12 protein-coding genes are annotated in these 13,392 nt (G+C 60.2%); 9 read left to right on the forward strand and 3 right to left on the reverse strand.

All coding sequences use genetic code 11. The features are described from left to right. Positions 1–30: 30 nt before the first annotated feature. The 3 genes from AC0R79_RS13280 to AC0R79_RS13290 are packed head-to-tail and all read right to left on the reverse strand — an operon-like array spanning position 31 to position 3,660. Entirely contained in the window at positions 31–1,179 is a 1,149-nt protein-coding gene (locus tag AC0R79_RS13280) for an NAD/NADP octopine/nopaline dehydrogenase family protein (protein WP_474734784.1), read from the reverse strand. Positions 1,180–1,207: 28 nt separating this feature from the next. Next, positions 1,208–2,251 carry a PLP-dependent cysteine synthase family protein gene (locus AC0R79_RS13285; RefSeq protein ID WP_127797822.1) on the reverse strand — a complete coding sequence of 348 codons (1,044 nt, stop codon included), beginning with the start codon at positions 2,249–2,251 and terminating at the stop codon, positions 1,208–1,210. 14 nt (positions 2,252–2,265) lie between these two features. Then, positions 2,266–3,660, reverse strand: a complete 1,395-nt coding sequence (locus tag AC0R79_RS13290) for a Y4yA family PLP-dependent enzyme (protein WP_474734786.1) — start codon at positions 3,658–3,660, stop codon at positions 2,266–2,268. Between the two features lie 587 nt (positions 3,661–4,247). Between AC0R79_RS13290 and AC0R79_RS13295 the strand changes: the two genes are divergently transcribed. From AC0R79_RS13295 to AC0R79_RS13335, 9 genes are all read left to right on the forward strand, one after another. Then, the gene (locus tag AC0R79_RS13295) at positions 4,248–5,135 is read left to right on the forward strand and encodes an HpcH/HpaI aldolase/citrate lyase family protein (RefSeq protein ID WP_207985915.1); all 888 of its coding nucleotides are present in this window, start codon (positions 4,248–4,250) and stop codon (positions 5,133–5,135) included. A gap of 15 nt (positions 5,136–5,150) precedes the next feature. Next, complete coding sequence (locus tag AC0R79_RS13300) at positions 5,151–5,552, forward strand: ParB N-terminal domain-containing protein (RefSeq protein ID WP_474734788.1); 402 nt, start codon at positions 5,151–5,153, stop codon at positions 5,550–5,552. A 160-nt stretch (positions 5,553–5,712) separates the two neighbouring features. Continuing rightward, the gene (locus AC0R79_RS13305; protein ID WP_474734789.1) at positions 5,713–7,917 is read left to right on the forward strand and encodes a TonB-dependent receptor; all 2,205 of its coding nucleotides are present in this window, start codon (positions 5,713–5,715) and stop codon (positions 7,915–7,917) included. A gap of 101 nt (positions 7,918–8,018) precedes the next feature. Beyond that, positions 8,019–8,390 (forward strand): fe2+ zn2+ uptake regulation protein, encoded by a 372-nt coding sequence (locus AC0R79_RS13310; protein WP_127797827.1) that lies wholly within the window; start codon positions 8,019–8,021, stop codon positions 8,388–8,390. Between the two features lie 206 nt (positions 8,391–8,596). After that, on the forward strand, positions 8,597–9,553 hold the full coding sequence (locus tag AC0R79_RS13315) for an AraC family transcriptional regulator (protein ID WP_127797828.1): 957 nt from the start codon (positions 8,597–8,599) through the stop codon (positions 9,551–9,553). 141 nt (positions 9,554–9,694) lie between these two features. After that, a complete protein-coding gene (gene benA, locus AC0R79_RS13320; RefSeq protein ID WP_127797829.1) occupies positions 9,695–11,050 on the forward strand; it encodes a benzoate 1,2-dioxygenase large subunit in 1,356 nt (451 codons plus the stop codon). Beyond that, complete coding sequence (gene benB, locus AC0R79_RS13325; protein WP_474734791.1) at positions 11,050–11,538, forward strand: benzoate 1,2-dioxygenase small subunit; 489 nt, start codon at positions 11,050–11,052, stop codon at positions 11,536–11,538. Before benA ends, benB begins: the two co-directional genes overlap by 1 nt. Before the next feature lie 46 nt (positions 11,539–11,584). Continuing rightward, positions 11,585–12,592, forward strand: coding sequence for a benzoate 1,2-dioxygenase electron transfer component BenC (gene benC / locus AC0R79_RS13330; RefSeq protein WP_474734792.1), 1,008 nt, complete (start codon positions 11,585–11,587; stop codon positions 12,590–12,592). A 26-nt stretch (positions 12,593–12,618) separates the two neighbouring features. Beyond that, complete coding sequence (locus AC0R79_RS13335; RefSeq protein ID WP_375746874.1) at positions 12,619–13,380, forward strand: 1,6-dihydroxycyclohexa-2,4-diene-1-carboxylate dehydrogenase; 762 nt, start codon at positions 12,619–12,621, stop codon at positions 13,378–13,380. Positions 13,381–13,392: the final 12 nt, after the last annotated feature.

The raw sequence follows: 13,392 nt of genomic DNA on the forward strand, positions 1-13,392 counted from the left end.
GTCGAGAAATTAATGAAAAGTTGAACCCGCTCATGCTGTGCGCGGCCATTGGCGGGGGAAGTAGTCGAGCGCCGAGTCGCGCAGGCCCTGCATATAGGAAACGCTCCATTGCAGGACTTCTTCTATGTAGGGAACTTTCAATTCGAAGCGCCGCGCCATTTCCACCAGCAGCACCAAGCCGTAGGCCACGTCTTCGTTGAAGGCGCGGCTTTCGCGCTCGATCACATAGCCGGCGCGGTTGTCGTCGGCCGGAATCATCGGGGCGAGGATGTCGTTGTAGGCCTGGTTGGTGCGCAGGATCGACAGCATGCTGCTCTGATCGCGGATCTGCTCGCCGTAGGCCTCGACGATTTCCTGCTTGAGGGATTTGACTGACGACAGGTCGATGCCCATGCGCTGGCTGATCACGCTGCACAGCTCCTGGCTTTCCTGATCCATGCGCTCCAGAAAATAGGCGCCCAGTTCGGGGCACTCGGTCCACCAGCACATGCGTTGCGGGAAGATCTTGCGGTGCCACTGGCCGTAAGGGCCGATCAAGCCGTAGATCACCGAGCTGTGCATGATCGGGTTGCCCGGTGTCAGGGTGATTTCCAGATAGTGGTCGAGCATCGTCACGCAGGGGCCGTACAGCGTGGTGAGGATTTGTTCCAGGTGTTGCCGTGATTGCGCTGATTCCCGGTCGTGCAACGCGACATACAACTGGCTCTTGCCGCCGCCCATCTTGACCGACACACCCGGCTTAAGATCGAACGCGGTGTGCGGCACATCCTTCATGCCCCAGATCACCACGTTCGAGCGCTCGCCCAGCGAAGCTTCGGCCAGCCAGTCGAAGCCGCAGAAACCCGGGATCGCGCCGACGTACACCGGTTTGCTCGAACTCAAATGCGGCGCGATGGCTTGCAGGGTTTGCGGTCGTGCATGGGCTGGTACGGTGATGATCACGATGTCGGCGTCGGCAACCACGACGCTGGCATCGGTGCTGACCTGATCCGGTCGTGCGCTCAGCGTCGAGCTGTCCGGCATCAGCGCTTGCATTGGCGAGTTGGCGAGGTGACGGTCGATCACCTCTTGATTGTTGGTGAGCATCGAAACCTGAACATTGGGCAGCTGTTTAAACAGAATGGCATTCAGATGCCCGGTCCGGCCTGCGCCGCAGATGGCGACTTTCAGCGGTTTCATACAGAGACTTTCCTGTGTGGGAGACGCGTCAGGCGACGCTCAATTGCAGGGGAGTGGCGTCGGATTCCAGCCAGCGGGTCTTGCCCAGCCAGCGATCCAGTTGCGGTGCGACGCCCGGGTCCAGCAGGTCGCGTTCTTCCAGCCATTTGTCATCGAACACGGTGTGCAGGTACTTCTCGCCGCCGTCGGCAATCGGCACCACAACGTTGCCGGTCAGCGTGCCTTTGTGGATCAGCTCCAGCGCCTTGAAGATCGCTCCGCCGGTCGAACCGCCGACCAGCAGCGCCAGATTGCGTGCGATGTAGCGGGCGGTTTCGAAGGCCTGAGAGTCGGTGACTTGCAAGCCCAGGTCGATGCAGCTGTAGTCGAGCACCAGGCCGACAGTGTCGCCGGCCGGGGTGCCGGTTCCCGACTGGTAATACGGATATCCGGGATGGCCGAAGACGATGGAACCGGCCGGTTCGACGGCGACGGTGACGATGTCCGGGTTGTGCAGTTTCAGGCCGCGGGCGATGCCGGTCATCGAGCCGCCGGTGCCGACGCAACCGACATAGGCGCCGATGTGGCCACCGGCCTGGGCGATGGTTTCACGGACGAAATCGCTGTAGCCGCCGGCGTTGGCCGCGTTGTCGGACTGGTTCATGAACACCGCGCCGGGGATCTGCGAGGCCAGTTCGGCGGCCAGCCGTTGACGTTCGACCACGGCCACTTCGTCTTCCCGGTAAGTGCCGGCGACAAAACGGATCTCGGCGCCCAGGGCCTTCATCACCGCAATCTTGTCCTGCGCCGCATGGTGGTCGACCACCGCAATGAAATGCAGGTCAAACTCGACGGCTGCCATCGCCAGGCCGATGCCGGTATTGCCGGAGGACGATTCCACGACCACGCCACCGGGTTTCAACTTTCCGGACTTGAGCGCCGCCAATACCATGTTGCGCGCCATACGGTCTTTAATACTGCCGCCGGGATTGTTCTTCTCTATCTTGAGCAAGAGTCGGGCGTTGGTATCCGGAACATCGATGCCCAACATTGGTGTATTGCCAATAAGATCCGAAACTTTATTCAGTATCATCTGGACGTCTTCCCTTAATAGTCAGGTGTGAATGCGTAGTTACCTTCCGTACAACAAGTCGCCGTCAGTCGCCGTGGCAACGGGTGGCGATGAAATTCGTTTTCCAGCAAGTCCATCTGATAACCGGCGGTGTTGGCGTAGATCAATAAATCGCCGGTTTGTGGTGTTGTTTCGAAGTGGATCAGTCGATGAGTGATCACATCATCGTCCAGGCAACTATGACCGGCGATATAGGCTTGCATCGGAACTTGTCTTGATTCCTTTGAGGTGATCAGGATTGGATCGACAAGGTATTCAGACGCGAACCAGGTTTCGCACGCGCTGAAACTGCTGCCTTCGGCAAAGATCACAACTTTGTTATCGGCCAGTTGTTTGGTACGGGTCACGCGAAAGACAGTAATGGCTGCTTGATCCACCAGACTTCGACCGGGCTCAAGTGCCAGTTTTATATTCTGGCTCTTCAAGTAACCGGCAATGGTTTTTCCCGGGGAATGCTCCGACTCAAGGAATAAGTCCAGCCACTGACAAGCCGTCAGACTGCTGCCATAGGGATAGAAAGAGTTGGGCTCTCGACGATTCTGATAATGACCAGGGTTGTTGTCGTTCTGCAAAAAGCTGTCGTACTCCTGCGGGTCGACATAGCGCATCGGCAGGCCACCACCGATGTCGATCATGACCGGGTCGAGCCCCATCTCCCTGGCTGCATCGATGAACCCGGTCACTTCGCGGAAAGCCTGCACCCGGGTTTCGTAGCCGTAACCGCCGAGGTGGAAATGGAAACCTTCGAAGCGCAACGACTCACTAGATTCAGTCAACCATTGCAGGCACTGAAACACGTCATCGGCGCCCATGCCGAAACGGCTAGTCGGGCAACTTGTCGGCCTGTAACGCAGCAGGACTCGGGCTTTGGCCGATGGTGGAGATTTGTTGAGCAGTGCTTTGAGCTGGCTGAACTCTTCCCGTGAATCCACACAAATCAGCGAACCGCCTTGTACCAGTGCTTGATGAAACGCGGTCGTTTTGGCCGGCCCGGTTGCGCACAAATGTTCCGCTTTGGTCCCGGCGCGCAGCGCGGCTTGCAGCTCAAACAGGCTCGATACGTCAGTGCCGATGCCCGAAGACGCAGCCGCAACCAGTAGGCATTGGGACTTGTTGGCTTTGGCACCGTAAAAAATCGCGTAGTCAACGTCGTGCTTTTTCAGCACCGATTGCAGCGCCTGGGCGTTGGCCTCAAAGGCATGTGGCCACACCAGATTCAGCGGCGATCCATGTTGTTTAACAAGCTCAACAAGTTTCCCCGGTGAATGTTGAAGAAAGTTTTCGATAACAGGGTCAAGTAACGGTTTCAGCACTTTTGTGTACTGAGCTACAGTTGTTTCTTTAATGGGCGGCGCAATTAATTCAGGCATAGAAAACCTCTGGCGTAAATAATCGCCATATGTATGTTGCGTGTTTTTGCTGCTCGTCAGATACGAATTTTTAAAGAGGTGGAGGCGGATGACAGATCCGCTCTGGAATTAAACAAGGGGCATGTTCTTTCATAAAATTTTCACAAATCTGTTTCATGAGTACCCCACTCCTTAAGGCTCAGGCAGGCAAGGAGAAGGCCAATAAAATGTGGCCTTGTCGCTTTTGAAGTGCCATTACCTGACATGTAAGTGACATCATTGCGCCGAACTTTCCGTGAACAAAATCGCAGGTCTTGATTTGAGTCTCGACCCTGTCAGCGGCTCGAACAATATTGCGAACAGGAACGATTATCAAGTAAGGTTTTCAAATATTTTTGAATGAACACACACAACAGGGGAGTGCGAAGCCGTTTGTTCGCCTGCTCAAGTAAGCGCTCGTGTATTGATTAAAAAATCCCTTAACACCTTGTTATTCAAGGTGTTGACGGTTGATTCAATACGCCTGGAATCAACCCGGTTTTTCCCCTGTAACAGGTGTTCGAATTTTTTTGAAAACCCACGACTGAAGCACGCTCAGGAGAGTCCCGATGACTGTTCGTCACAGCACCAACGCCACGCTTCCCATCAGCTACCTGTTCGTTCCCGGCAACCGTCCGGAGCGTTTCTCCAAAGCGGTCGAAGCCGGGCCGGACGCGATCATTCTCGACCTCGAAGACGCCGTTCATCCGAACAGCAAAGCCGTGGCCCGGGCATCGATCTGGGCCTGGCAGCAGAGCACGCCCGAAACCGCCTGCCAGCGTTACATCCGGCTGAACAGCGTCGGCAGCTCGCTGTTTCGCCAGGACATGACGTGGCTGGGCGACATGCGCTACCCCGAGCGCTGCGCGGGGATTTTCCTGCCCAAGGCCGAATGCCCGGAGAGCCTGTCGCGTGTGGTCGAGCGCCTGCTGGCATGGAACCCCGAGTTGCAAATCGTCGCCATCATCGAGACCGCCAAGGGCCTGCATCAGGTCGAGGCGATTGCTGCGATTCCCGGGTTGGCGCGGCTGGCATTCGGCTCGCTGGATTTCTCCCTGGACATCGATTGCAGCCAGATTCCCGAGGCGTTTCTGTTCGCCCGCAATCGCATCGTGCTGGCTTCGCGGGTGGCCGGTTTGCCGGCGCCGATCGATGGGGTGACCCCGGCCATCAGCGACATGGCGGTGGTCGAGCGCGACTCGCGTTACGCAAGGTCGCTTGGGTTCGGCGCCAAGCTGTGTATCCATCCTTCGCAAATCGCCACGGTGCAGAAAGCCTTCCTGCCCAATGCCCGCCAACTGGCGTGGGCGGACCGGGTCCTGAACGCGGTGGCGGGGGGCAGTCATGCGGTGCAAGTCGACGGCGAAATGGTCGATCTGCCGCTCATCGAGCAGGCCCAGCGTTTGCGGGACATGGCCAGCCAGTACGCGCTGGTCGCCAACGCGGATGCCTGCTGAAACGGGGGACGAATCATGGGACATGGTTACCAGATTGCCCTGCGGCCACTGTGCGACGTGCGGCAATCCGAGCAGGTCGATCCGCTTAACGTGCAGCGCCTGCGCGAGGCGATCATCCAGGCCGGGCACTGGCTCGAACCGATCATCGTCGAGCGCTCCCGAGGCATCGTGATGGACGGCAATCACCGGTTCAACGCAGCGCGGGCACTGGGGTTGAAACGGGTGCCGTGCATCCAGCTCGACTACGCCGACCCACGTGTTCGTGTGCGGCACTGGCAAACCGGGCAGGCGTTCGAGGTGGCGCAGATTTTCACCACCATCGAGCGCGGCGAGCTGTTCCCGTACAAGACCACCCGGCACGCGTTCGACCCCGCGCTGCCGGTGGTCTCCATCCCGTTGCAATGCCTGTATGACTGACCCGCGTCGGAGGGTGGGTTTCGCAAACTCATCCTCCGGCGTTTTCCCCTCCGGGCGATCCGCTCAAAAAAATATCCGATCCTGCTGATACTTTTTCGATTGTCGACTGGCAAATAGGAGTCATTACCATTTTCAGCCACTCGAGAAGGACCCAATCGTCATGTCTGTTGCAAGCCGACCCTGCAGTGAACGCGCACTCACACTGGCCATTCGCACCGCGATGCTGAGTTCCATTCTGGCCGCAGGAAGCGCCACTGCCTGGGCAGCAGACCCCAAGCAACCCGAGCAACAGGACGCCGTCGCCACCGAAGGGCTGACGCTGGACACCACCAACGTCAACGCCCGTTACAACGGCGCGACCGCATTGCCGGAAGTCCTCGCCGGAGGCCAGGTCGCCCGTGGTGCGCGGCTCGGGATGATGGGCAACAAGGACGTGATGGACACGCCGTTCAGTGTGACCAGCTACACCGCCAAGACCCTCGCGGATCTGCAAACGGTAACCGTGGCCGATGCGCTGGAACGCGACCCTTCGGTACGCTCCACCGGGCAGACCGGCGGGATCGTCGATTCGTTTTTCATCCGTGGATTTGCGATAGGCGAGGGCAACCTCGGCGAACTGGCCTACGACGGTGTGTACGGCGTCGCGCCCAACTATCGGGTGTTCACCGAATACGCCGAGCGCGTCGAAGTGCTCAAAGGACCGGGCGCACTGATGTACGGGATTTCACCCAACAGCGGCGTCGGCGGTGTGATCAACATCGTGCCCAAGCGCCCGCTGGCCGAAGACCTGACCCGCTTCACCGGCAGTTACGCTTCGGACTCGCAAGTGGGCGGGCATCTGGACATCAGTCGGCGTTTCGGTGACGAAAACCAGTTTGGCGTGCGTTTCAACGGCAGCCTTCAGGGCGGCGACACTGCGGTGGATGATCAGCAAAGGGATCTCAACATCGGCGCCATCGCCCTCGACTACCAGGGCGAGCGCTTGCGCCTGAACCTGGATTTCATCAGCCAGAAAGAGAGCTTCGATGCGGCCTCGCGCCCGTTCACCATCGCGCCGGGCGTCGAGGTTCCATCGGCGCCGAATGGCCGCACCAACCTGCCGCAGGACTGGGGCTGGTCGGACACCAAGGAGCAGTCGGCCTTGCTCGGCGGCGAGTATGACCTCAACGATAACCTGACGGTGTTCGCCCACGCCGGTGGCGGTCGCTCTGACGTCAAACGCATGTCCGACCAGGTGCCGCGAATCCTCAACGAAGCCGGTGATACCAGCAACATTCCCGGCTACTACAAATTCAACGTCGACCGTTCAACGGCGGACGTGGGGATGCGAGCGCTGTTCGCCACAGGCCCGGTCACCCACACCACCACGGTCATGGCGACCCGTTACCAGGACGAATTGTCCCGAGGCATCAACAACGGCACGGAAATCCGCTCGAACATCTACCACCCGGTGGACGTGCCCAAGCAGTACATCAACTCGCCGAAAGTGCTGCGCATTTCCGAATCGGAACTGTCCGGCATCGCGTTGACCGACACCCTGGGCTTTCTCGATGACCGGATTCAGTTGACCCTCGGCGTGCGCCGTCAGGACATCGAGTCGCGTAACTACAACGCCTCGGGTTCGGTGAGCTCGCGTTACGACGACAACGCGACGACGCCGCTGGCGGGCGTGGTGGTCAAACCGTGGGACGACGTTTCGCTGTACTACAACTACGTCGAAGGCCTGAGCAAAGGTGACATCGCTCCGGGCACGGCGGCGAACTCCGGCGAAACCTTCGCACCCTACAAGTCCAAGCAGCACGAAATCGGCGTGAAGTACGAACACGGTACGTTCATGACGACTCTGGCGCTGTTCCAGATCGAGAAGCCGAGCGGCGAAATCGGCGCAGGCAACGTGTTCTCGGTGCAAGCCGAACAACGCAACCGTGGCGTCGAACTGAGCATGTTCGGTGAAGTCGCGCCGGGCACCCGCCTGATGGGCGGCGTGACCGTGCTCGATGGCGAACTGACGGATTCGGCCACCGCCGCCAACCGTGGCAACAAACCGGTCGGCGTGCCGGATGTCCAGGCCAACCTCTGGGCCGAGTGGGATACACCGTGGGTCGAAGGTTTCACCCTGACCGGCGGCGCGATCTACACCGACAGCCAATACGTCAATCAGGCCAATACTCAGGAGCTGCCTTCCTGGACTCGCATCGACGCCGGCGCTCGCTACGCCACCAAGATCGAAGGTCGGCCGACGACGTTCCGCGCCACGGTGCAGAACGTGTTTGATCGTGAGTACTGGTCGGGTGTGGCGTCCTACGGCGCGTTCTCCCCGGGCTATCCACGCACGTTGCAGTTGTCGGCGACCGTCGACTTCTGATCGGGGGGCGCACTTGATGGCAGGACAGTCGAGTGCGCCTTCTTCTATATAGCTACGCACAGCGGTTGATCACAGAGCCTTCAAGGAAAAGGAGTATTCGAATGTTAACCAGCCCGGCATCGACTTCCTCTGGTACGCCATTGCCGATCCCGAAAGGCCAGCGGGCCTTCGATTTCGAGCGCAGCACCAATGAGCATATCCGTGAGCTGCTGCATTATTACGGGCTGCGCACCAGCCTGATCCGGATCAAGGTGATCGATGCCTTGCTGGTTGCCGCACGGGAAGGGCGCGCCGTTGGCGGGCGCGGGGTGCATGGGTATCTGCAGGCGTTTGTCAGCGGCATCCAGTTCATCAGCGTCAGGGAAGTGCTCAAGCGTTTGTGCGAGGAGGGCGTCATCGTGTTTCAGCCCGACAAAAGCTACCGTTTCACCGGCGAGGCCTACGCGATGCTGGAGCAGCATGCCGATCGCTGACTGATCGCGTTTGCCGTTCTGACCAAAACCACCTGTTCGCAGGTGGTTTTTCCGTTGGGGCCGTCAATCCTGATTCGCTGAAAGCGTTCGATCACCGCACGGCCAAACCTTCGTCCAATTGCCCGATCCGGCACGCCGGCGTACTGTGACCGGTGATGGCGTAAACCGTGACCATCACCATAACGACAAGATCGAGTGCCTTGCCCATGGACAGCCGCCTGCTGAGCGACCGCAGCAGCGTGTTTCGCCACGCTGACCCGTATGCCGTCTCCGACTATGTGAACCAGCACGTCGGCCAGCATTTCATCGGCCTGTCCAAAACCTCCCACCCGCAAGCCAGCCTCAACCACCGCAAACTCGCCGACCTCGATCTGTGCCGCATCAGCTACGGCGGCAGCGTTCGCGTCACTTCACTTGCACTGGAAACGGTCTATCACCTGCAAGTCCTGCTGCAAGGCAACTGCCTGTGGCGCGGGCACAAGCGCGAGCATCATCTGGTGCCGGGCGAATTGCTGTTGATCAACCCGGACGATCCGGTCGACCTGACCTATTCCGACGATTGCGAGAAATTCATCCTCAAGGTGCCGGTCAGCGTGCTGGAGTCGGTGTGCGACGAGCAGCGCTGGCTGCATCCTGCCGGCGGCATCCGGTTTCTGCGCAATCATTACCGGCTCGACGAGCTGGAAGGGTTTACCAATCTGCTGGGCATGATCTGCCAGGAAGCCGAAGCCAGCGATCCGTTGCTGCGGGTGCAGGAGCATTACGCGCAGATCGTCGGCAGCAAACTGATTTCGCTGATGAACACCAACGTCAGCCGTGAATGCCTGAGTTCGCCGAGCGTCAGCTTCGAGCGGATCCTCGACTATATAGAGCGCAACCTGAAGCTGGACTTGCCCGCCGAACACCTGGCGGCCCAGGCGAACATGAGCCCGCGTTCACTTTACGCGCTGTTCGAACGCCGGCTCGGCGTGACCCCGATGCAGTACATCCGCCAGCGCAAGCTGGAACGCATTCATGCCTGTCTCAACGATCCGAGCTGCCCGGTGCGCAACCTCACCGAACTGGCGCTGGACTACGGCTTCCTGCACCTCGGGCGTTTCTCCGAAAGCTATCGCCAGCAGTTCGGCGAATTGCCGTCCGTGACCTTCAAACGCCGTCACTGAATTCCCGCCCCGAAACAATCTGAAGCACCTGCCGCGCCGTCCTGCACAAAACGGATAGCGCTCTGCAGGATTCGGATATTGCCGCCCGCGTTGCCTCCCTAATCTGACCTGGCCTGAACGATAACAATGGAGGCCCCGGCCATGTCCCTGGGAATCGACTACCTCAATGCCATGCTTGAAGAGGACCCCGAAAAGGGTGCCTACCGCTGCAAGCGGGAGATGTTTACCGATCCGCGGCTGTTCGAACTGGAGATGGCGCACATCTTCGAAGGCAACTGGATCTACCTCGCCCACGAAAGCCAGATCCCCAACGCCAACGATTTTCTGACCCTCACCATGGGTCGCCAGCCCGTGTTCATCGCCCGCAACAAGGCCGGTGAACTCAATGCCTTTCTCAATGCGTGCAGCCATCGCGGCGCCATGCTTTGCCGGCACAAGTCCGGCAACCGTTCCAGCTATACCTGCCCGTTCCACGGCTGGACGTTCAACAACAGTGGAAAACTGCTCAAGGTCAAAGACCCAAGCGAAGCCGGCTATCCCGAGGGCTTCAACTGCGAAGGCTCCCACGACCTGACCAAAGTCGCGCGTTTCGAGTCCTATCGCGGCTTTCTGTTCGGCAGCCTGAATGCCGATGTGAAGTCGCTTGCCGAGCACCTGGGCGAGTCAGCCAAGATCATCGACATGATCGTCGATCAGTCCCCCGAGGGCCTGGAAGTGCTGCGCGGTTCCAGCTCCTACATCTATGAAGGCAACTGGAAACTCACCGCCGAAAATGGCGCCGACGGCTATCACGTCAGCTCCGTGCACTGGAACTACGCCGCCACCCAGAACCAGCGTCAGCAGCGCGACGCCGGCGAAGAAATCAAGACCATGAGCGCCGGCAGCTGGGCGAAGAAGGGCGGCGGTTTCTACTCGTTCGACCACGGCCATCTGCTGCTCTGGACCCGCTGGGCCAACCCCGAGGATCGCCCGGCCTACGAGCGTCGAGATGAACTGGCCCGGGACTTCGGCCAGGCACGCGCCGACTGGATGATCGAGAACTCGCGCAACCTGTGCCTGTACCCCAACGTGTACCTGATGGATCAGTTCAGCTCGCAGATCCGCATCGCCCGGCCGATCTCTGTCGACAAGACCGAGATCACCATCTATTGCATCGCCCCCAAAGGTGAAAGCGCGGAGGCCCGGGCCAAGCGTATCCGCCAGTACGAAGACTTCTTCAATGTCAGCGGCATGGCCACCCCGGATGACCTCGAAGAATTCCGCTCGTGCCAGACCGGCTACGGCGCTGGGCGCGGCTGGAACGATATGTCCCGTGGCGCGACCCATTGGGTCGAAGGCGCGGACGCGGCGGCCGAGGAAATCGACCTCAAACCTTTGTTGTCCGGCATGCGCACCGAGGACGAAGGCCTGTTCGTGCTGCAACACAAGTACTGGCAGGAAACCATGCTCAAGGCTGCTTCCACCGATAAAAACCTGATCCCCGTGGAGGCCGTGTGATGAGCAACCTCTACGACACCGTGCGCGACTTCCTCTACCGCGAAGCGCGCTACCTCGACGACGGCCAGTGGGATCAGTGGCTGGAACTCTACGCCGCCGACGCCAGTTTCTGGATGCCGGCCTGGGACGACCACGACACCCTGACCGAAGACCCGCAAAGCGAAATCTCGCTGATCTGGTACGGCAACCGTGGCGGCCTCGAAGACCGGGTGTTCCGGATCAAGACCGAGCGTTCCAGCGCAACCATCCCCGACACCCGCACCTCGCACAACCTCAGCAACATCGAGATCGTCGAGCAGGGCGAAGGGCAATGCCGGGTGCGCTTCAACTGGCACACCCTGAGCTTTCGCTATCAGGTCACCGACAGTTACTTCGGCACGAGTTTCTACACCCTCGACCTGCGCGGCGACCTGCCGTTGATCAAGGCCAAGAAAGTCGTGCTGAAAAACGATTACGTCCGTCAGGTCATCGACATCTACCACATCTGATCGAGACGGCGGCGAGCCGGGCTCGACGCTGTGAGCGAGGTGCACCATGAGTTTCCAGATCGCACTGAATTTCGAAGACGGGGTCACCCGTTTCATCGAGGCCTCGGGCCACGAAACCGTTGCCGACGCGGCCTACCGCCAGGGCATCAACATCCCGCTGGACTGCCGCGACGGCGCCTGCGGCACCTGCAAGTGTTTCGCCGAGGCCGGGCGTTACGACATGGGCGACAACTTCATCGAAGACGCTTTGAGTGAAGACGAGCTGGCCCAGGGTTACGTCCTGACCTGCCAGATGCGCGCCGAAAGCGATTGTGTGGTGCGGGTGCCCGTCGGCTCGCAAGTGTGCAAGACCGAACAGGCGAGTTATCAGGCGTCGATCAGCGATGTCCGGCAGCTCTCCGAGAGCACCATCGCGCTGTCGCTCAAGGGCGAGTCCCTCAGCAAACTGGCGTTCCTGCCGGGGCAATACGTCAACCTGCAAGTGCCGGGCAGCGAGCAATCCCGCGCCTATTCCTTCAGCTCGTTGCAGAAGAACGGCGAGGTCAGTTTCCTGATCCGCAATGTTCCCGGCGGCTTGATGAGCAGCTTCCTCACCGGGCTGGCCAAGGCCGGCGACAGCCTGAATCTCGCCGGGCCGCTGGGCAGTTTTTACCTGCGCGAGATCAAGCGTCCGCTGCTTTTGTTAGCCGGCGGCACCGGGCTGGCGCCGTTCACCGCGATGCTGGAGAAGATCGCCGAGCAGGGCAGCGAGCTCCCGGTTCACCTGATCTACGGCGTGACCAACGATTTTGATCTGGTGGAACTCGACCGCCTCGACGCCTTCGCCGCGCGCATCCCGAATTTCAGCTTCGGCGCTTGTGTGGCCAATCCGCAGAGTCAGCACCCGCTCAAGGGCTACGTCACCCAGCACATCGAGCCGTGCCACCTCAATGAAGGCGATGTCGACGTGTACCTGTGCGGCCCGCCGCCGATGGTCGAGGCCGTCAGCCAGTACATCCGCGAGCAGGGCATCACGCCGGCGAACTTCTACTACGAGAAATTCGCGGCGGCCTGAGTCTTTTTTTGAATTGCGAGGTTGTCATGAACAACAGATTCGCCAACAAGGTCGCGCTGGTCACCGGCGCGGCGCAGGGCATCGGTCGCCGGGTGTGCGAGCGATTGCTGGAGGAGGGCGCGCAGGTGATCGCCGTCGACCGCTCCGAACTGGTTCACGAACTGCAAGGCGAGGGCGTGCTGTCGCTGACCGCCGACCTTGAGCAATACGCCGATTGCGCCCGGGTGATGAGCGCCGCCGTCGATACGTTCGGGCGCCTGGATGTGCTGGTCAACAACGTCGGCGGCACCATTTGGGCCAAGCCGTTCGAGCACTACGACGTCGAGCAAATCGAGGCCGAAGTGCGCCGTTCGTTGTTTCCGACGCTGTGGTGCTGCCACGCCGCCTTGCCTTACATGCTCAAGCAGGGGCGCGGCGCGATCGTCAATGTGTCGTCGATTGCGACCCGCAGCCTGAACCGCGTTCCCTATGGCGCGGCCAAGGGCGGGATCAATGCACTGACTGCCTGCCTGGCCTTCGAGAACGCCGAGCGCGGGATCCGGGTCAACGCCACCGCGCCCGGCGGCACCGAGGCGCCGCCCCGGCGCATCCCGCGCAACGCCGCCGAACAGTCCGCGCAGGAGCAGGCCTGGTATCAGGAAATCGTCGCGCAAACCCTCGATAGCAGCCTGATGAAACGTTACGGAACCATTGACGAACAGGTCGGCGCGATCCTGTTTCTCGCCTCGGACGACGCCTCCTACATCACCGGCGTGACCCTGCCGGTCGGTGGCGGTGACCTCGGTTGATCACGCTTGAAG

The organism is Pseudomonas sp. HD57-3 (genome assembly GCF_056113135.1).